Genomic DNA, 18,916 nt, shown 5'->3' on the forward strand with positions numbered 1-18,916 from the left:
CCCGCCGCCGGACGGGTGCCGAGCCCGTCGTCGATAAAAAATCCTGATCCACCCGGTACTTGCGGACTTGTTCACACAAGCTGTGGATAACTTTGTGGGTTATTGCCGGACAGATGGCCTAAGTAGCCCGGGGATAAGGATTTTTCTTACTCTGCCCAAAAAAACGGCTTTGCCGGTAATTTCAATAAAAACAAATAGATACAACGTCGGTGCTGGCTCCCGCCTGTCATCGTGGCCGGAAAGCGGCTCCCCGGGCCAAGGGGCGGGCTGTTTGTGCATAAGTCAAGTCTTGACACGCTTTTTTTCGCCTTTTTTTTGCCGACCCCAATGCCGGGGCGGGGAAGGGCCGGGCCTGGGTTAAAATCGCTCCCCATGAATCTGCTGGCCCTCGAAACCGCCACCGACCAGGGGTCCGTCGCCCTCTGGCGCGACGGCGTCCTCCTCTCCCGGGAATGTCCCGCCGGTGAGCAAAGCTCCCTGACCCTCTTGCCCCTGGTGCGCGCCATGATGGCCGAAGCCGGTCTGGCCATGGCGGACCTGGACGGCATCGCCTTCGGCGCCGGCCCGGGCGCCTTCACCGGCCTGCGGGTGGCCTGCGGCGTGGCCCAGGGCCTGGCGGTGGCCCTCGACCGGCCGGTGCTGCCGGTGGTCACCCTGGAGGCCATGGCCTATGCCGACGGCAGCCCCCAGGTGGCGGTCTATCTGGATGCCCGCATGAACGAAGTCTATTGCGGCGCCTACCGCCGGGTGGGCGAGGTCCTGGAACTGCAGGGCGCCATCACCGTCTGCCCGCCGGCAGAGGCGCCCCTGCCTGCTGCCGGAGACTGGGCGGTGTGCGGCAACGGCGTACCGGCCTACCCGGCCCTGAGCCAACGCCTGGCCGCCTGGCCCCTGGGCGGGCAACGGGTGCCGACGGCAGCGGCGGTGGCCCGGCTGGCGGCGCCCCGGCTGGCCCGGGGCGAAGGCCTGGACCCGGCCCTGGCGGCGCCCCTCTACATCCGCGACAAGGTCGCCCTGACCGTGGCCGAGCGCCTGGCCCAGGGCGGCAAGGCCTGACCCATGCGCTCCCTTTCCGCCCTGGCCGCCGAACTGGCTCCCCTGGAGTTCCTGCCCATGAACGGCAAGGACCTGGCCCAGGTCATGGAAATCGAAAACCGGGTCTATTCCCATCCCTGGACCCAGGGCAATTTCGCCGACTCCATGAAGGCCGGCTACAGCTGCTGGGTGGCCCGGGAGGGCGGCGCCCTGGTGGGCTACATGGTGCTCATGCCCTCCCTGGACGAGACCCACCTGCTCAACATCAGCGTCGCCGCCGAGCGCCAGGGCCGGGGCTACGGCGCCCGGCTGCTGCGCTTCGCCATGGAGGTGTCGCGCCACGGCGGTGCCGTCACCATGCTGCTGGAGGTGCGTCCCTCCAACGCCAAGGCCCTGGCCCTCTATGAAAACTACGGTTTCCAGGTGATCGGCCGGCGCAAGGGTTATTACCCGGCCGTCGAGGGGCGGGAGGATGCCCTGGTGCTGCGCCGGGAGCTGGGGGAGATCGCGGCATGAACCATAACGGCGAGGGGCCCATGGGCAATCTGGAAATCCTGCATGAAATGGGGCTGACCCCCCTGTGGGTCCTGCGCGGCCAGGCGGAGGAGGGGGCTGAGGCGATGGATGCCGTCGCCCCGGCCGAGTCCGCCGCTGCCGCCGCTGCACCTGTGGCCGAAGCTCCCCGTTCGCCGCGGCCGTCCCTGATTTTGCCGCCGGCCGCTGCCGCGGCCTTCTCCGGTGCGGCGCCGGCGCCCCGGACGCCCCTGCCGGCCGGCAGCCTGGGCAATATGGGCTGGGATGAGTTGCAGGACGCGGTCGCCGCCTGTCAGGCCTGCGCCCTGTGCCAGCAGCGCAAGCAGGCGGTGCTCGGCGTCGGCGACCGGCAGCAGCCGGACTGGATGTTCATCGGCGAAGGCCCCGGTGCGGACGAGGACGAGCAGGGCGAGCCCTTCGTCGGCCAGGCCGGCAAGCTGCTCGATGCCATGCTGGCCGCCATCGACCTGCAGCGGGGCCGGGGCGTCTACATCGGCAATGCGGTGAAATGCCGGCCGCCGGGCAACCGCACGCCGGAGGCGGCGGAGATGGATACCTGCCGTCCCTACCTGCAGCGCCAGATCGAGCTGCTGCAACCCAAGCTGATCGTCCTCCTCGGCCGCGCCGCTGTGCACAGCGTGCTGGCCCAGGAGCGGCCCCTGGCCTCCCTGCGGGGCCGGCCCCACGAATACCTGCTCAACGGCCGGCCGATCCCGGTGGTGGTGACCTACCATCCGGCCTATCTGCTGCGCAATCTCACGGACAAGGCCCGGGCCTGGGAAGACCTGTGCTTCGCCCGGCGCCTGCTGGCCGACGCCCGGCGCCAGGCCGGAGGTTGATTCCGTTCATCTGGAGGCCAGGGAGTCAATAGGGGCGCTATTCTCCGCCATGGCATGCTGGAGATGTGCGTCCCTTCTGCCTTCCAGGGCATGCCCGTTGTGACCGGCCGTTGCTGTGGCGGCGCCGGCCATGCCCTTGTACTTTGCGTTACCATGCCCCATCTTCATGCGCTGATCCCGCCAAATCGAGGAGAGTCCCCATGTCCCTGCGCCTGCTAGCCCTCTTTTCCCTGGTCGCCGCCCTGCTCAGCGGTTGCGGCTACAACACCTTCCAGTCCCTGGACGAGCAGTCCAAGGCCGCCTGGTCCGAAGTGCTCAACCAGTACCAGCGCCGCGCCGACCTGGTGCCCAACCTGGTGAATACGGTGAAGGGCTACGCCGCCCACGAGGAAAAGGTGCTGACCGAAGTCACTGCCGCCCGGGCCAAGGTGGGCAGCATCCAGGCGACGCCGGAACTGGCCAACGATCCCCAGGCCCTGGCCCGCTTCCAGCAGGCCCAGGGGGAACTGTCCTCGGCCCTGTCGCGCCTGCTGGTGGTCAGCGAGAACTATCCCCAGCTGAAGGCCGATGCCGGTTTCCGCGACCTCCAGGCCCAGCTGGAAGGCACCGAGAACCGCATCGCCGTGGCCCGTAACCGCTACATCAAGGCCATCCAGGAGTACAACGTGGCGGTGCGCAGCTTCCCCAACAACCTCACCGCCATGGCTTTCGGCTACCAGCCCAAGGCCAATTTCTCGGTGGAAAACGAACAGGCCATCTCCACCGCGCCCAAGGTGGATTTCGGCGCCGCCCCGGCCAAGTAAGCCGCTCCGCTCATGGCCTTCCTGCGCTGGTTTTGCCGGTTGCTGCTGCTCCTTTGCCTGGGCGGCCTGACGGCGGCCTGGGCCCAGGTGCCGGTGCCGGCCCTGAAGGCCCGGGTGACGGACCTCACCGGCACCCTCAGCGAAGCCCAGCGCCAGTCCCTGGAAAACCGCCTGGCCGCCTTCGAGCGGGAAAAGGGCGCCCAGGTCGGCGTCTTGCTGGTGCCCACGGTGCGGCCGGAGAGCATCGAGCAGTACGGCATCCGCGTCGCTGAAACCTGGAAACTGGGGCGCAAGGGTGTGGACGACGGCCTCATCCTGCTGGTGGCCAAGAACGATCGGGAAGTGCGCATCGAGGTGGGTTACGGCCTGGAAGGCGCGGTGCCGGACGTGGTGGCCAAGCGCATCATCGAAGAGACCATCGTGCCCCGCTTCCGGGCCGGCGACATGGCCGGCGGCATCGGGGCCGGGGTGGAGCGGCTGCTGGCGGTGATCGGCGGCGAGCCCCTGCCGGCGCCAGCGGCCGACCGTGGCGGCGGCGACCTCAACGTGGACCTGCTCTTCCCCATTTTCATGGTCGCCGTGGTGGCCGGCAATGTGCTGCGGGCCCTCTTCGGGCGTCTGCTGGCGGCCGGCGCCTGCGGCGGCGTGGCGGCCGTGGTGGCCGGCTTCATGGGCGCCAGCCTGTTCGGCGTGGCCGGCATCGGCATCGTGGTGTTCCTCTTCATCCTCGTCGGCGGCAGCGGCTTTGTCGGTGGCGGCGGCGGAGGTGGGGGCTGGAGCGGCGGCGGGGGATTCTCCGGCGGTGGCGGCGGTTTTGGAGGCGGTGGCGCCTCCGGGAGATGGTGATGCAAGCATCCGATCTGGGGCGCTTCCTGCGCTATCTGCTGGTGCCCGAATGGCTGGCCCGGCGTCCTTTCCCGCGGGAGTCCCTGGCCCGCATCGAGGCCGCCATTGCTGCCTCCGAACAGCGCCACGAGGGCGAACTGCGCTTCGTCCTGGAAGGCTGCCTGCCCCTGGGCTATGCCCTGCGGCCCGAGGGCTGCCGGGCCCGCGCCCTGGCCCTCTTTTCCGACCTGCGGGTGTGGGACACGGTGCATAACAGCGGCGTGCTGATCTACCTGGACCTGCTCGACCGGCAGGTGGAAATCGTCGCCGACCGGGGCATTAATGCCCGGGTGGAGGCCCATTTCTGGGAGGAGGTGTGCCGCAGGATGGAGGCGGCTTTCGCCCGGGGAGAATTCGAGGCCGGCTGTCTGGCGGCCATCGACGACATCACGGCGGTGCTGCAACGGCACTTCCCGGCCCTGCAGGCCAATCCCAACGAACTGCCCGACGCGCCCCTGATGCTCTGAGGCCCGCGCCCGGGCTCAGTGGGCGTTGCAGTCGTCCAGGTGGATGACGTCGTCCCGTTCCCGCTGGTTGGCCTGGTGGCGCCGGCGCACCAGCCACATGGCGGCGGCGACGAAGAGGCCGAACAGGGTGATGACGGTGTAGATGGAGAAGTCGGCCTTGATCATGGCGGCGTAGAGGCCGGTCATGATGAGGATGGAGAGGTTCTCGTTGAAGTTCTGCACGGCGATGGAATGGCCGGCCCCCATGAGGATATGGCCCCGGTGCTGCAGCAGGGCGTTCATGGGCACCACGAAGAAGCCGGAGAGGGCGCCGATGAGGATCAGCAGGGGCACGGCGACCCAGAAGTCCCGCACGAAATTCATGCCGATGACGATGATGCCCATGGCGATGCCCAGGGGAATGACCCGGATCGACTTGCGCAGGGTGATGAACTTGGCGGCCACGGCGGCGCCCACGGCCACGCCCAGGGCCACCACGCCCTGCAGCATGGAGGACTTGGACAGGTCCAGGTGCAGGGCCGCCTCGGCCCACTTGATGACGATGAATTGCAGGGTGGCGCCGGCGCCCCAGAAGAGGGTGGTGACGGCCAGGGAAATCTGCCCCAGGCGGTCCCGCCACAAGAGGGCCAGACAGTGGCCGAACTCGTGCAGCAGGTACCAGGGATTCTTTTTCAGAGGCTTGTGATCGACCCCGGTGTCCGGGATGTAGAGATTGAATACGGCGGCGATCAGGTAGAGCAGGCCCACCACGCAGAGGGCCATTTCCACCACCGTGTCGATGGGGGTATCGACGAAGGGTAGGTCGAAGCCGAGCAGCATGGCCGATATCTTGGGCTGGATCAGGGCGCCGCCGAGGACCGTGCCGAGGATGATGGCGCCCACGGTGAGGCCTTCGATCCAGCCGTTGGCCAGGACCAGCAGGCGGTGGGGCAGGTATTCGGTGAGGATGCCGTACTTGGCCGGCGAGTAGGCGGCGGCGCCCAGGCCCACCACGGCGTAGGCCGCCAGGGGATGGACGTGGAAGAACATGAGGGCGCAGCCGAAGATCTTGATGCCGTTGCTGATGAACATCACCCGCCACTTGGGCATGGAGTCGGCGAAGGCGCCGACGAAGGCCGCCAGGAGGACGTAGGAGACGGTGAAAAACAGCTTCAGCAGCGGTGCATAGGCATCAGGCGCCTGCATCTCGCGCAGGGCGTAGATGGCGGCGATGAGCAGGGCATTGTCGGCCAGCGCAGAGAAAAACTGCGCCGCCATGATGATGTAAAAGCCGATCTGCATCAGGTAGGTCGCCCCGGGCAGCGGGCGATGGAGTGTCTCGCGTCGAATAGGTCTTGTTGGGCGAAGGTTTATACCACGAAAGGCTTAACTTTGTGATGAAAGTGGGGTGAATGCCCGTGGGGCGGGCCTTTGGCAGCTTCCGCTGGAACGGGCTTTATGTTTGAATAACCCCCATAAATTCAGGGAGGTTCCCCACTTATGGCCGATCGCCGCCTGCAGGTGTTCCATGCCGTTGCCAAGCAACTGAGCTTTACCAAGGCGGCGGAGACCCTTTACATGACCCAGCCCGCGGTCACCTTCCAGATCAAGCAGCTGGAAGAGCACTTCAACACCCGCCTCTTCGACCGGGGCCACGGCCGCATTTCCCTCACCCCCGCCGGCGAGCTAGCCCTGGAGTACGCCGACCGCATCCTCGGCGAATACGCCGACCTGGAGGCCCGCCTGGCGGAAATGACCGGCCAGATGCGGGGCCCACTGCTGGTGGGGGCCAGCATCACCATCGCCGAATTCATGTTGCCCCGGGTGCTGGGGGAGTTCAATGCCCTCTATCCCAACGTACGGGCCCGGCTGGTGGTGGGCAATTCGGAAACCATCGAGAACCGGGTGGCCGAGCATTCCCTGGACCTGGGCATCACCGAGGCCATCGAGCACCTGCCCCAGCTGCAGGCCGAAACCTGTTGCGACGACGAGTTGCAGGTGATCTGCTCCCCCAGCCATCCCCTGGCCCGGGAGTCGGCCATCACCCCGGCCATGCTCCGGGACCACGCCTTCATCGCCCGGGAACCGGGTTCGGGCACCCGGGAGGTGACCGACAACTACTTCCGCCAGGCCGGGGTGGACCCGGCCAGCCTCAAGGTGCTGATGGAACTGGGCAGCCCCGAGGCCCTCAAGGGCGTGGTCAGCACCGGCCTGGGCGTGGCCATCGTCTCCCGGGCCAGTTTCCACAAGGAACTGCAGCTGCAGCATCTGGTGGCCATTCCCCTTTCTCCCCGGCTGACCCGGCCCCTGTCCCTGGTGACGCCGAAGGAGAAGTTCCGCTCCAAGCTGGTCACTTCCTTCGTCGATTTCGCCCGCCGCAAGCTGCAGGAATACGCCGCCTGAGGCGGTGCCGGCGGGGGGCGCCCGGCGGCGTCTTTTCCCTCCGGCGCCGCCTTGGCGTAATATGGCCGCCTGCGCCCGCCCGCGGCGCGCCATCTTCTTCATCCATCACCGTTCCCGCCCATGCCCCGTCCCATCCGCGCCACCATCGATCTGGGGGCGCTCAAGCACAATCTCGCCGTGGCCCGCCAACATGCCGACCAGGGTGTTGCCGGTCCCGCCCGCCTGTTCGCCGTGATCAAGGCCAATGCCTACGGCCACGGCATGCTGCCGGTGGCCCAGGCCCTGGCCGGTCTCACCGACGGCTTTGCCCTGCTGGACCTGAGCGAGGCGGCGAAATTGCGGGAAGCCGGAATCCGGGAACCGATCCTGCTGCTGGAAGGCTTCTTCCAGCCGGAAGACCTGGAAGCGGTGGCGGAGCTGGGCATCATTCCCGCGGTGCACCGCCTGGAGCAGCTGGAAGCCATCGAGGCCGCCGGCCTGCCGGTGAAGCTGCCGGTGTTCATCAAATTCAATACCGGCATGCACCGCCTCGGCTTCACCGCGCAGACCTGGCCGGCTGCCCAGGCCTTTCTCGCCCGCAGCCGGGCCATCGGCCCGGTGACCTACATGACCCACTTCGCCGAGGCCGACGGGGCCCGGGGCGTGGATTGGCAGCTGGAACGCTTCCGCGCCTGGACCGCCGGCTGGCAGGGCGAGGTGTCCCTGGCCAATTCGGCGGCCCTGCTGCGGCACAAGGAGGCGGTGCAGGGCTGGGCCCGCCCCGGCATCCTGCTCTACGGCGGCAGTCCCTTTGCCGAGGTCAGCGCCGAGGAGCTGGGCCTGAAGCCGGTGATGACCCTGGAAAGCGAAATCCTGGCGGTGCAGGACGTGGCCCCCGGGGAGCGGGTGGGTTATGGCGGCATCTTCGAGGCGACCCGGCCCAGCCGCATCGGCATCGTCGCCTGCGGCTATGCCGACGGCTACCCGCGCCATGCGCCGCCCGGCACGCCGATCCTGGTGGATGGCCGGCCCACGGTGACGGCGGGACGCGTTTCCATGGACATGCTGTTCTGCGATCTCACCGATCTGCCCCAGGCCGGTGTCGGCTCCCCCGTCACCCTGTGGGGAAAGGGCATGCCGGCGGACGCGGTGGCCGCCGCCGCCGGCACCATCAGCTACGAGCTTTTCTGCGCCCTGGCGCCCCGGGTGCCGGTGCGCTGGATCGGCAACTAGGCCAGGCAAGCGCCGGCGGCTTTTTTGCCCCGGTGCGACCTGTGTCACGCTCATTTTTCCGCTCCCAGCCTAGAATTTGGGGTTGATCCGGGCCCTTTTTCCGGCCCGCCCCTGGGGAGCCGTCTTGCGCCATTTGCCGTCCAGCCGTCCGCTCTTGCCGCTATGCCGGCATCTTTCCGCCTGTCTGACGTTTCTGCTCCTCATCCTGCCGGCCGCGCCGGCCCAGGCCCTGGAGAATGTGACGCTGCAACTGCGCTGGCGCCACCAGTTCCAGTTCGCCGGCTACTACGCCGCCCAGATGCAGGGCTACTACCGGGAGGCGGGCCTGGCGGTGGATATCCGGGAAGCGGAGCCGGGCCAGGATGCGGTGCAGGCGGTGCTGGAGGGCAAGGCCCAGTACGGCGTCGGCACCAGCGACCTGCTGGTGCATTACCACCGGGGGGCGCCGGTGCTGGTGCTGGCGGTGATCTTCCAGCATTCGCCCCTGGCCATCGCCGCCCGCCGGGCCGCCGGCATCCGCAACATCCACGACCTCAACGGCAAGAAGGTGATGATCGAGCCGGGGGCCAATGAACTGCTCGGCTACCTGGGCCGGGAGCGGGTGGATACGGACAGCCTGGCCCTGGAGCCCCACAGCCAGACCGTGCAGGACCTGCTGGACGGCCGGGTGGACGCCCTCTCCATCTACCGCACCGACGAACTCTACGAACTGCGCAAGCAGGGCGAGCGGGTGGTGGTGTTCACGCCCGAATCGAGCGGCCTGGATTTCTACGGCGACAACCTGTTCTCCACCCAGGCCGAACTGCGCCAGCATCCGGAGCGGCTCAAGGCCTTCCGCGCCGCCAGCCTCAAGGGCTGGAGCTATGCCATGGCCCATCCCCAGGAGGTCATCGACTACATCCTCAAGCATTACGGCCGGCGCCACAGCCGGGACCACCTGGCCTTCGAGGCGGAGCAGATGGTGCCCCTGGTGCAGGCCCAGCTGGTGGAGCCGGGCTACTTCCACGTTGGCCGCTGGCGCCACATGGCCGACACCTACGCCGACCTGGGATTGCTGCCCCGGGACCTGTCCCTGGCTGACCTGCTCTACGCGGGTGAGGGTGGCAACGCTGGCAGCGGTAGCCAGTCCAGCCTGTGGTTCGCCGCCGGCATGGGGGCCCTGGTCGCCGTCGCCCTGGTGGTGGTGCTGGTGCGCCGCTACATGCGCCGCCTGCGCCGCAGCGCCAGGAACTGCCTGGGACTGATGGAGGAGGCGCCTTTCCCGGTGGCGGTGACCCGTCCCGAAGCCGACGGCGAACTGCTCTACATCAACCGCTGCGCCGAGGAGTACTACGGCGTCTCCCGTCACGACGTCGTCGGCCGGCCGGCCCAGGGCTTCTGGCGCAACCCGGAACAGCGCCAGCAGATGGTGGACGAGCTGCACCGTCGCGGCGGCCGCTGGCTGGGCTTCGAGGTGCAGCTGCAGGGCCTGGAGGGCAAGCCGGTGTGGGTGCTGATGTCGGCCGCCTGCATCGACTTCGAGGGGCGGGAGGCCATCGTCCTCTCCTTCCACGACATCACCCAGCGCAAGCGCACGGAGATGGCCCTGGGCCAGAGCGAGCAGCGTTTCCGCACACTGGCCGAGTCAGCTTACGACGTCATCTGGACCATGGACCTCAACGGCCGCTTCACCTACATCAGCCCGTCGGTGGAACGGCTGCGGGGCTACACCCCGGAGGAGGTGCTGCAACAGTCCATGGCCGAGGCCCTGACGCCGGATTCCATGTCCCAGGCGGCGGAGGGCTTCGCTTACCTGCTGCGCACCGGCCAGGTGCTGAAGCACCACTGGGAGTTGGAACAGCCCTGCAAGGACGGCTCCACCGTATGGACCGACGCCATCGTCAATGTGCTGCGGGACGACGAGGGGCACCTCACCGGCCTGCTCGGCATCACCCGGGACATCACCGCCGAGCGCAAACTGCGCCAGGAACTGCAGTCCCGCAGCGTGGCCGTGGATGCGGCGGCGGAGGGGGTCATCATCACCGACGCCAACGGCGTGGTGGAATACGCCAACCCGGCCTTCTGCGACATGACCGGCTACAGCCTGGAGGAGGTCCTCGGCCAGCGCACTTCCCGCTTCAAGAGCGGGGTGCATGATGCGGATTTCTACCGCCAGCTGTGGGGCACCATCACCTCCGGCAACCCCTGGCGCGGCGAGGTGGTGAACCGGCGCAAGGACGGCATGCTCTACCACGAGCTGCTCACCATCGCCCCGGTGAAGAACGAGCAGGGCGCCGTGGTGCGCTACGTCGCCATCAAGCACGATATTTCCGAACGCAAGCGCATCGAGCAGCGCCTGGAACACCTGGCCCACTTCGACCTGCTCACCGACCTGCCCAACCGCACCCTGTTCTTCGACCGCCTGCAGCAGGCCTTCTTCCGCGCCCAGCGCTACCAGGAAGGCCTGGCAGTGCTGGTGCTGGACCTGGACGGCTTCAAGGCGGTGAACGACAGCCAGGGCCACCAGGCCGGCGACCTGCTGCTGGCGGCCTTCGCCTACCGCCTGAAACAGACCCTGCGCCAGTCCGACACGGCGGCGCGCATGGGCGGCGACGAATTCACCGTGCTGCTGCACGGGGTGCGCCAGGACGAGGATGCGGTGACCGCCGCCAACAAGGTGCTGGAGGCCCTGGTGCAGCCCTTCGACATCCTGGGCCAGCGCTGCCAGGTCAGCGCCAGCATCGGCGTGGCCCTGTTCCACCAGGCCTACGCCAGTCCCGACATGCTGGTGCAGGCCGCCGACGGCGCCATGTACGAGGCCAAGCGGGCCGGCAAGAACCGCTGGGTCCTGGCCCGGCCGCCCCAGCCGGCCCCGGAATCCTGATCGCCGCCGCCCTGGTGTATCCTCCCGCCCATCATGGCGAAGACGAAAAGCATCTATACCTGCACCGAATGCGGTGCCCAGTCCCCCAAATGGCAGGGCCAGTGTTCCGCCTGCAATGCCTGGAACACCCTGGTGGAAACCGTGGCCGAGGCCGGCGGCAAGGGCAGCGGCCACCGTTTCGAATCCCTGGCCCCCGGCACGCCCAAGCTGCAGGCCCTCTCCGAGATCGAGACCCGGGAGGCGGCGCGCCTGCCCACGGGCCTGTCCGAATTCGACCGGGCCCTGGGCGGCGGCTTGGTGGCCGGCGGCGTGGTGCTCATCGGCGGCGACCCGGGCATCGGCAAGAGCACCCTGCTGCTGCAGGCACTGGCCGCCCTGGCGCCCCAGCACAAGGTGCTCTACGTCAGCGGCGAAGAGTCGGGGCAGCAGGTGGCCCTGCGGGCCCGGCGCCTGCAGCTGGACGTGGAGCGCCTGCCCCTGCTGGCGGAAATCAACCTGGAACGCATCCTCGGCGTGGTGCAGACGGAAAAACCCCAGGTGGCGGTGATCGACTCCATCCAGACCCTGTGGTCCGACCAGCTCACCTCGGCCCCCGGCTCCGTGGCCCAGGTGCGCGAATGCGCCGCCCAGCTGACCCGGCTGGCCAAGCAGACCGGCGTCACCGTGATCCTGGTGGGCCACGTGACCAAGGAAGGGGCCCTGGCCGGGCCCCGGGTGCTGGAACACATCGTGGATACGGTGCTGTACTTCGAAGGCGACACCCATTCCTCCTTCCGCCTCATCCGGGCGGTGAAGAACCGCTACGGCGCGGTCAATGAACTGGGCGTCTTCGGCATGACCGACAAGGGTCTCAAGGGCGTCTCCAACCCTTCGGCCCTGTTCCTTTCCCAGCACGGCCAGGAGGTGGCCGGCTCCTGCGTCCTGGTGACCCAGGAAGGCACCCGGCCCCTGCTGGTGGAAATCCAGGCCCTGGTGGATACCACCATGGGCGGCAGCCCGCGGCGCCTTTCCGTCGGTCTGGAGCAGAACCGGCTGGCCATGCTGCTGGCGGTGCTGCACCGCCACGCCGGCATCGGCTGCTTCGACCAGGACGTCTTCGTCAATGCGGTGGGCGGGGTCAAGATCAGCGAACCGGCGGCGGATCTGCCGGTGCTGCTGGCCATCATTTCCTCCCTGAAGAACCGGCCCCTGCCGGAAAAACTGGTGGTCTTCGGCGAAGTGGGCCTGGCCGGCGAGATCCGCCCGGCGCCCCGGGGCCAGGAACGGCTCAAGGAAGCGGCCAAGCTGGGCTTCACCCGGGCTCTGGTACCCGAGGCCAACAAGCCGCGCCAGCCCATTCCCGGGCTGGAAGTGGTGGCGGTGAGCCGCATCGAACAGGCGGTGGAGCGGCTGCGGGACTGGGAGTAGGGCGGGCCCAGGGTGCTGCGGTACTGCGCCCGCTGACGCTACAAAGAAAACGACGGCCAGGGGCCGCCGTTTTGCATGGGGAGGGCGGCGTGGCCGCCGGGTTCAGGCTGCGGCGCTGGGCGTGGTTGCCGTCGCTGCCGGGGTTTCTTCCTTCGGCTTGCGCAACTGGGCGAGGAAGTCGTCCATGCCCTTCTGCACCAGCTGGTAGGTCTTGTTGATACCGGCTTCCACCTCGCCGTTGAGAACGTTGAGGCCCTTGAGGATGTCCTTGGCTTCGTTGAAACCCTTCTCAAAGCCGCTGCGGATCACGTCCACGAAGTCGGATGCCACCTGTTCCGGATCGTCGTCGGGCCGCTTGGCGGCATATGCGGCGTAAAGACCGGTGGTGAAGGAGAGGATGCGGGCGGCAGTGGCCTCCGGCGAGTTGTCCTGGCTGGCGGCCTTCTGCAGCGCGTCGGGGCCCTCGGAAATGCCCAGCACCTCGTTGATGCGGTCGATGGCGGTGCGGAAGAGCAGGGCCTGGGAGTCGTTGCCGGCCTGGATCGAAACCTGCAGGGCGGATTCCAGAATGCCGACCTTGAACTGCTTGGTGGCCGTATCGACCTTCAACGCCCGATGCTCTTCCTGGGGATAAACACGGGAATTGCCGCTGTTGGCGCTGGCAGTCTGCTGGCTGGGCCCCTGGGGGGCGGCGATGTCGTTGGGCATGATAGTCTCCGAAATATATTGGCGGTCGCATTTCTCGCTCTATCTGCCATAACGTCATTTTTTTCAATGACTTGAACGTTTCTTTACCTTTTTTTGTAGATTCAAGCCTGGCGCGGCTCTCCGTGGGGTTGTCCGGTGCCGTTGCGGCTCGTTTCGCCGGAGTTGTCCATGTTTTCACTCGCATTCCGCCTCCTGCGCCGGGATTTCTCGGCCGGTGAATTGCGCCTGCTGGCCCTGGCCCTGGTGGTGGCGGTGGCCAGTATCAGTTCCGTCGGATTTTTCACCGACCGGGTGCGCCAGGCTCTGGAGCGGGAATCCCGCCAGTTGCTGGGGGCGGACCTGCTGCTGACCTCCGACCATCCCCTGGCCCCGGAATTTGCCGCCGAGGCGGCGCGGCGGGGCCTGCAGATGGCCCAGACCCAGGTTTTCCCGAGCATGGTGACGGGGGAGGAGGGGGCCCAGCTGGCAGATATCAAGGCCGTCTCCAGCGACTATCCCCTGCGGGGCAAGCTGCGCCTGGCTCCTGGCCTGGGGGCGCCCGACAGCGAGATCCAGGGCGGGCCCCAGGCCGGCACGGTATGGCTGGACGAGCGCCTGGCCACCCAGTTCGGCAGCGGGCCGGAGCAGAGCCTCAACCTGGGCCAGGCCCGCTTCACCGTGGCCGGGGTGCTGACCCTGGAGCCGGACCGGGGCGTCAATTTCTTCAGCGTCGCCCCCCGCCTGATGATGAACCTGGCGGATCTGCCCGCCACTCGGCTGATCCAGCCCGGCAGCCGGGTCGCCTACCGCCTGCTGCTGGCCGGCCCAGACCGGGCGGTGGCCGACTACCGCCGCTGGGCCGAGCCCCGCCTGACCCGGGGCGAGCGGGTGGAGGACGCCAGCAACGCCCGTCCGGAAATCCGCACCGCAGTGGACCGGGCCCAGCAGTTTCTCGGCCTTTCCGCCCTGCTGGCCGTGGTGCTGGCCGCCGCCGGGGTGGCCCTGGCCATCCGTCGCTACCTGCAGCGCCATCTCGATCCCTGCGCCGTCATGCGCTGCCTGGGGGCGCCCCAGGGCCAGGTGCTGGGGCTGTACCTGGGCCAGTTCCTCATTCTCGGCCTGGCCGCTTCGGCAGTGGGGCTGGCCATCGGCTTCGGCGCCCATTTCGTGCTCCACGCCTGGCTGGCCAACCTGCTGGCCGCGCCCCTGCCGGCACCCAGCCTGTGGCCGGCCCTGCAGGGGCTGGTGGCCGGGCTGGTGCTGCTCTTCGGCTTCGCCCTGCCGCCCCTCCTGCAACTGCGCCAGGTGCCCACCCTGCGGGTGCTGCGGCGGGAACTGGGGGAGCCGGACGCCTCCATCCTTGCCACCTACGGCATCGGCCTGGCGGCCCTGGCTGGCCTGCTTTTCTGGGCCGCAGGCGAGCCCAAGCTGGGGGCCTACGCCGCCGGCGGCTTTACCGCCGCCCTGGGCCTCACCGCCCTGATCGCCCGTCTGGCCCTGGCCCTGCTCAAGCCCCTGCGCCGGGTCGGGCCGGCGGTGGGCTTCGGCTGGCGCTACGGCCTGGCCGGCCTGGAGCGGCGCTCCCTGTCCAGCGTGGCCCAGATCGTCGCCCTGTCCCTGGGCCTGATGGCCCTGCTGCTGCTCACCGTCACCCGGGGCGACCTGATGCAGGCCTGGCGCCAGGCCTCGCCGCCGGACGCGCCCAACCGCTTCGTCATCAACATCCAGCCAGAGCAGCGCCAGGAAGTGGGGGAAACCCTGGGCCGCATGGGCATCCGCGCCGAACTTCTGCCCATGGTGCGGGGCCGCCTCACCGGCATCGACGGCCGCCCCGTGACCCCGGCGGACTATGAAGACGACCGGGCCAAGCGCCTGGTGGAGCGGGAATTCAACCTCTCCTGGGCCGCCGACCTGCCTCCCGGCAACACGGTGACCCAGGGCCGCTGGTTCGCCCCCGGCGAACAGGGGAAGGATGGCAAAGGTAGCGCCTCGGTGGAAAAGGGCCTGGCCGAAACCCTGGGCGTGAAGGTGGGGGACGAGCTGACCTTTACCGTGGCCGGCGAACCGGTGCATCTCACCGTCACCAGCCTGCGCAAGCTCAACTGGGATTCCATGCGGGTCAATTTCTTCGTCCTCGCTCCGCCCGGCGTGCTGGAACCGTACCCGGCCAGCTACATCACCAGCTTCCACCTGCCCGACGACGCGGCCAACCGGGTGGGTGAACTGGTCAAGCGCTTCCCCAACCTGACGGTGGTGGATGTGGCGGCCATCGTGCGCCAGCTGCAATCGGTGCTGGATCAGGTCTCCCGGGCCGTGCAGTTCGTCTTCCTGTTCACCCTGGCCGCCGGCGTCATCGTCCTCTACGGCGCCCTGGCCGCCTCCCACGACGAGCGGCGCTACGAACTCTCGGTGCTGCGGGCCCTGGGCGCCGGCCGCCAGCAACTGCGGGGCGCCCTCCTGGCCGAATTCGCCGCCGTCGGCGCTCTCTCCGGGCTGATCGCCGCCGCCGGCAGCCAGGGCGTCGGCTGGCTCTTGGCTGCCAAGGTCTTCAATCTGGAGTATCAGTTTGCGCCGTGGGTGTTCCCGGCGGCCATCGTCGGCGCGGCCCTGGCCGTGACCCTGGCCGGCTGGCTGGCCGCCTCCCGCCTGCTGCGGGTGCCGCCGATGGATGCTTTGAGGGCAGGGGGGTGAGGAGAGTTGGGGTACAGACTAGTTATGTTTCTTTTTACCTTATGGAGCATCCAGCTTGAAGGGAAATAATTACAGCATTCTTCGCGGGGTAAGAGCTTTCAGCCCACTGCTACAAGCCTATGAGGCCGGCTATACGATAGAAGAGATTAAGAGCAGCGTTTTCGAAGCGCTAGCGCCGGAGTTTGAAAACGCAGCAATGCTCGATCGGTATGGTATCGACTTGCTAACCGTTGAAGCTGTAAACATTGCGAAGATACGCAATTCTGATTGGGCATCGAGTTTGTTCGACCAATGTCTACGTATCCGTCGACTGTACTTGGCTAATGACCCAGACGACTGTGCTAAGACTTGTGCTTCATGGGAAGAGCCCATTGGAAAAGCCCTGTCGCTTTATTGGAGCGCTGTACGCTTTGAGCATGAAAAGGCGGACTTGCCACTTGATGAATTCGCCTACGAGCTATTTCGCAACATTGGAGGCCTGATCGAAGGAACACTCCAAGTTTATCTAAAAGAATTACTTCACCTTGCTCAGCGCTCGCAAGGAGAGTCCGTCGCATTCGCCGATGTTGACTCCCTAGGCTTGGGGAAAGTGGTCCAGATGGTTGGCGAAAAGGCTGGAATTGCCCCATATCTGGCTTTGCCTCCGTGGAATGTTCCCCTTAACCAATGGAGGAACATTGCTCAACATTACTCAATGGACTCCAGCGGTTCCTCGATTGTCTGCCGCTATGGATCAAAACAGCAACATAGTATTGCGTTGACCAGGCCAGAGATGTTGGAGGTTGCGAGGGCTCTATTCTTGCTGTTCTCCACAATACGAACCGCGCAGACATTATTTGCACTCGACCATGCAGATGCGCTTGTTGTGCATTGCAAGGGATTTGTGCGTAAAGAGGCCGATACGCAGTTTCAATTTGTGGTTGGAGCGGCTTCGCAAGGCTTCGAGGTTGTCGAACTTGATGTCTCCGAAGATTGCGCTAGAGCCGTGTTGGCTGACGTAACGCTGCAAGATGCAGATGCCCGCTCAATTCATGCCTCGCAATTTGTCTACCCACTTTGGATCGCTACTCGCTCCCAGCTACTCATCATCGACTACAGGGCCAAGTCCGGAAATGTCACACTTCGAACAACCGCCACAGCCGATGATTGCCGCAAGGTATATGACTGCACAGAAGACCTATCCTATCTGGCAACGGTCGTTTGTTTTGAGCCCAATCCCAAGGCATAACATGCCGCTAAATCGGACCTGCGCTAAAAGTTGCACTGGCCGGTTAGCTACCGTTAGCCCCCCTCCCCAGTACTTCATCCCCTCAGTGGTACAATCCCGCCCCTTGACCAGCCGGTCGGGGGCGTTTTCGCTTGCCGCCGGCCTTGCGCAGTTACCTTCGCAGTTACCTTGATTCCCCTGAAAGTTTTTCCATGAGCGCAGAACTCCAGGCCATTGCCGCGGAAGCCCAGCGGCGGCGGACCTTTGCCATCATTTCTCACCCGGATGCGGGTAAGACGACCCTGACTGAAAAGCTGCTGCTGTTCGGCGGCGCCATTCAGGCTGCCGGTACGGTGAAGGCCCGTAAGAGCGGCCGCCATGCCACTTCCGACTGGATGGAGATCGAAAAGCAGCGGGGCATTTCCGTGGCCAGCTCGGTGATGCAGTTCGACTATCGGGACTGCGTCATCAACCTGCTCGATACCCCGGGCCACCAGGACTTCTCGGAAGATACCTACCGGGTGCTTTCCGCCGTGGACTCGGCCCTCATGGTGATCGACGGGGCCAAGGGCGTGGAGCCCCAGACCATCAAGCTCTTGGACGTGTGCCGCATGCGCGACACGCCCATTCTTACCTTCATCAACAAGCTGGACCGGGAAGTGCGCGACCCCTTCGAGCTGCTCGATGAGGTGGAATCGGTGCTGAAGATCCAGTGCGCGCCGGTGACCTGGCCCATCGGCATGGGCAAGACCTTCCGCGGCGTGTATCACCTGGCCAGCGATTCCGTGGCCCTGTTCACCCCGGGCGAAGGCAAGGATGCGGAAGTGGTGAAGGGCCTGGATCATCCGTCCCTGGCCGGCTTCTCCATGGAAATCGCCAAGCTCAAGGAAGACCTGGAGCTGCTGGCCGCCGCCCACCAGTTCGAGGCAGAGCCTTTCCTCTCCGGCAAGCTGACGCCGGTGTTCTTCGGCTCCGCCATCAACAACTTCGGCGTGCGGGAAATCCTGGATGCCCTGGTGGCCAATGCGCCGCCGCCCAAGACCCGGGAATCGGCAGAGCGGGCCGTGGCGCCGGAAGAGGGCAAGTTCTCCGGCTTCATCTTCAAGATCCAGGCCAATATGGACCCGGCCCACCGGGACCGGGTGGCCTTCCTGCGCGTTTGCTCGGGCCGTTTCGAGCGGGGCATGAAGCTGTGGCAGGTGCGTACCGGCAAGGAAATCCGGGCGACCCAGGTGGTGGCCTTCCTTTCCCAGCGCCGCGCCACCATTGACGATGCCTACCCGGGCGACATCATCGGCATGTTCAACCACGGCAGCATCGAAATCGGCGATTCCTTCACCGAGGGCGAGAACCTGCACTTCACCGGCATTCCCTACTTTGCGCCGGAAATGTTCCGCGCCGCCCGGCCCAAGAACCCCTCCAAGATCAAGCAGTTCCAGAAGGGCCTGGAGCAGCTGGGGGAGGAGGGCGCCATCCAGGTGTTCAAGCCCCTTTCCGGCTACGAAGTGGTGCTGGGGGCCGTGGGCGTGCTGCAGTTCGAGGTGGTGGCCCACCGCCTGGCGGCCGAGTACGGGGTGGAAATCCTGCTGGAGAACAAGTCCCTCTTCGGCGCCCGCTGGGTGACCTGCGACAAGGCCGAGGACTTCAACCGCTTCGAGCGGGAGAACATGGGCAACCTGGCCACGGATGCCTCCGGCAGCCTGGCCTATCTGGCGCCGACCCGGGTCAATCTGGACCTGACCCAGGAGCGCTACCCCAGCGTGCAGTTCCACGCCACCCGGGAACACACGGTGACCCTGGGCAACCGGGGCTAAACGGGGGCGGGCGGAACGCCAATCCCCGCGGGGGCTTCGGGTCGGCCCGAAGCCCCGTCCTGCTTGGTTCGCCACGGCCTGCGGCGTACA

Annotated in this window: 15 protein-coding genes; 13 read left to right on the forward strand and 2 right to left on the reverse strand. The window is 66.8% G+C overall.

Features of this window, described 5'->3' with window-relative positions; translation table 11 throughout:
* Positions 1-372 precede the first annotated feature (372 nt).
* From tsaB to EV678_RS02930, 6 genes are all read left to right on the forward strand, one after another.
* Complete coding sequence (tsaB, locus tag EV678_RS02905) at positions 373-1,056, forward strand: tRNA (adenosine(37)-N6)-threonylcarbamoyltransferase complex dimerization subunit type 1 TsaB (protein ID WP_130458453.1); 684 nt, start codon at positions 373-375, stop codon at positions 1,054-1,056.
* Positions 1,057-1,059: 3 nt separating this feature from the next.
* The gene (gene rimI, locus EV678_RS02910) at positions 1,060-1,551 is read left to right on the forward strand and encodes a ribosomal protein S18-alanine N-acetyltransferase (protein ID WP_130458454.1); all 492 of its coding nucleotides are present in this window, start codon (positions 1,060-1,062) and stop codon (positions 1,549-1,551) included.
* Positions 1,548-2,408: a uracil-DNA glycosylase gene (locus EV678_RS02915; protein ID WP_130458455.1), complete on the forward strand. Its 861-nt coding sequence runs from the start codon at positions 1,548-1,550 to the stop codon at positions 2,406-2,408. The genes rimI and EV678_RS02915 overlap by 4 nt, the downstream gene beginning before the upstream one ends.
* A 200-nt stretch (positions 2,409-2,608) precedes the next feature.
* The gene (locus EV678_RS02920; RefSeq protein ID WP_130458456.1) at positions 2,609-3,211 is read left to right on the forward strand and encodes a LemA family protein; all 603 of its coding nucleotides are present in this window, start codon (positions 2,609-2,611) and stop codon (positions 3,209-3,211) included.
* A gap of 39 nt (positions 3,212-3,250) precedes the next feature.
* Complete coding sequence (locus tag EV678_RS02925) at positions 3,251-4,057, forward strand: TPM domain-containing protein (protein ID WP_235832398.1); 807 nt, start codon at positions 3,251-3,253, stop codon at positions 4,055-4,057.
* Positions 4,057-4,563, forward strand: coding sequence for a TPM domain-containing protein (locus EV678_RS02930; RefSeq protein ID WP_130458458.1), 507 nt, complete (start codon positions 4,057-4,059; stop codon positions 4,561-4,563). The genes EV678_RS02925 and EV678_RS02930 overlap by 1 nt, the downstream gene beginning before the upstream one ends.
* Positions 4,564-4,578: 15 nt before the next feature.
* On the opposite strand, the gene lplT is transcribed toward EV678_RS02930, so the two are convergent.
* On the reverse strand, positions 4,579-5,844 hold the full coding sequence (gene lplT / locus EV678_RS02935; RefSeq protein WP_130458459.1) for a lysophospholipid transporter LplT: 1,266 nt from the start codon (positions 5,842-5,844) through the stop codon (positions 4,579-4,581).
* A gap of 198 nt (positions 5,845-6,042) precedes the next feature.
* Between lplT and EV678_RS02940 the strand changes: the two genes are divergently transcribed.
* The 4 genes from EV678_RS02940 to radA all read left to right on the forward strand — a co-directional run bounded on the left by EV678_RS02940 (position 6,043) and on the right by radA (position 12,427).
* A complete protein-coding gene (locus EV678_RS02940) occupies positions 6,043-6,945 on the forward strand; it encodes a LysR family transcriptional regulator (RefSeq protein ID WP_130458460.1) in 903 nt (300 codons plus the stop codon).
* Positions 6,946-7,065: 120 nt separating this feature from the next.
* The gene (alr, locus tag EV678_RS02945; protein ID WP_130458461.1) at positions 7,066-8,157 is read left to right on the forward strand and encodes an alanine racemase; all 1,092 of its coding nucleotides are present in this window, start codon (positions 7,066-7,068) and stop codon (positions 8,155-8,157) included.
* A 238-nt stretch (positions 8,158-8,395) separates the two neighbouring features.
* The gene (locus tag EV678_RS02950; protein WP_130458462.1) at positions 8,396-11,020 is read left to right on the forward strand and encodes a PAS domain S-box protein; all 2,625 of its coding nucleotides are present in this window, start codon (positions 8,396-8,398) and stop codon (positions 11,018-11,020) included.
* Positions 11,021-11,053: 33 nt separating this feature from the next.
* Positions 11,054-12,427 carry a DNA repair protein RadA gene (gene radA, locus EV678_RS02955; protein ID WP_130458463.1) on the forward strand — a complete coding sequence of 458 codons (1,374 nt, stop codon included), beginning with the start codon at positions 11,054-11,056 and terminating at the stop codon, positions 12,425-12,427.
* A 102-nt stretch (positions 12,428-12,529) separates the two neighbouring features.
* Here radA and EV678_RS02960 read toward each other — a convergent pair whose 3' ends face one another.
* Complete coding sequence (locus EV678_RS02960) at positions 12,530-13,135, reverse strand: DUF5610 domain-containing protein (RefSeq protein WP_130458464.1); 606 nt, start codon at positions 13,133-13,135, stop codon at positions 12,530-12,532.
* A 168-nt stretch (positions 13,136-13,303) separates the two neighbouring features.
* On the opposite strand from EV678_RS02960, the gene EV678_RS02965 reads away from it, so the two are divergent.
* From EV678_RS02965 to EV678_RS02975, 3 genes are all read left to right on the forward strand, one after another.
* Positions 13,304-15,805 (forward strand): ABC transporter permease, encoded by a 2,502-nt coding sequence (locus EV678_RS02965; protein ID WP_130458465.1) that lies wholly within the window; start codon positions 13,304-13,306, stop codon positions 15,803-15,805.
* A 55-nt stretch (positions 15,806-15,860) separates the two neighbouring features.
* On the forward strand, positions 15,861-17,033 hold the full coding sequence (locus EV678_RS02970) for a hypothetical protein (protein ID WP_130458466.1): 1,173 nt from the start codon (positions 15,861-15,863) through the stop codon (positions 17,031-17,033).
* Between the two features lie 191 nt (positions 17,034-17,224).
* The gene (locus EV678_RS02975) at positions 17,225-18,826 is read left to right on the forward strand and encodes a peptide chain release factor 3 (RefSeq protein WP_014237472.1); all 1,602 of its coding nucleotides are present in this window, start codon (positions 17,225-17,227) and stop codon (positions 18,824-18,826) included.
* Positions 18,827-18,916: the final 90 nt, after the last annotated feature.

The organism is Azospira oryzae, from assembly GCF_004217225.1.
In the GTDB taxonomy this organism is placed as follows: domain Bacteria; phylum Pseudomonadota; class Gammaproteobacteria; order Burkholderiales; family Rhodocyclaceae; genus Azospira; species Azospira oryzae.

Coding starts and splice junctions, on each gene's coding strand:
- tsaB (WP_130458453.1), top strand. CDS start 373: ATGAATCTGCTGGCCCTCGAAACCGCCACCGACCAGGGGTCCGTCGCC.
- rimI (WP_130458454.1), top strand. CDS start 1,060: ATGCGCTCCCTTTCCGCCCTGGCCGCCGAACTGGCTCCCCTGGAGTTC.
- EV678_RS02915 (WP_130458455.1), top strand. CDS start 1,548: ATGAACCATAACGGCGAGGGGCCCATGGGCAATCTGGAAATCCTGCAT.
- EV678_RS02920 (WP_130458456.1), top strand. CDS start 2,609: ATGTCCCTGCGCCTGCTAGCCCTCTTTTCCCTGGTCGCCGCCCTGCTC.
- EV678_RS02930 (WP_130458458.1), top strand. CDS start 4,057: ATGCAAGCATCCGATCTGGGGCGCTTCCTGCGCTATCTGCTGGTGCCC.
- lplT (WP_130458459.1), bottom strand. CDS start 5,844: ATGCAGATCGGCTTTTACATCATCATGGCGGCGCAGTTTTTCTCTGCG.
- EV678_RS02940 (WP_130458460.1), top strand. CDS start 6,043: ATGGCCGATCGCCGCCTGCAGGTGTTCCATGCCGTTGCCAAGCAACTG.
- alr (WP_130458461.1), top strand. CDS start 7,066: ATGCCCCGTCCCATCCGCGCCACCATCGATCTGGGGGCGCTCAAGCAC.
- radA (WP_130458463.1), top strand. CDS start 11,054: ATGGCGAAGACGAAAAGCATCTATACCTGCACCGAATGCGGTGCCCAG.
- EV678_RS02960 (WP_130458464.1), bottom strand. CDS start 13,135: ATGCCCAACGACATCGCCGCCCCCCAGGGGCCCAGCCAGCAGACTGCC.
- EV678_RS02965 (WP_130458465.1), top strand. CDS start 13,304: ATGTTTTCACTCGCATTCCGCCTCCTGCGCCGGGATTTCTCGGCCGGT.
- EV678_RS02975 (WP_014237472.1), top strand. CDS start 17,225: ATGAGCGCAGAACTCCAGGCCATTGCCGCGGAAGCCCAGCGGCGGCGG.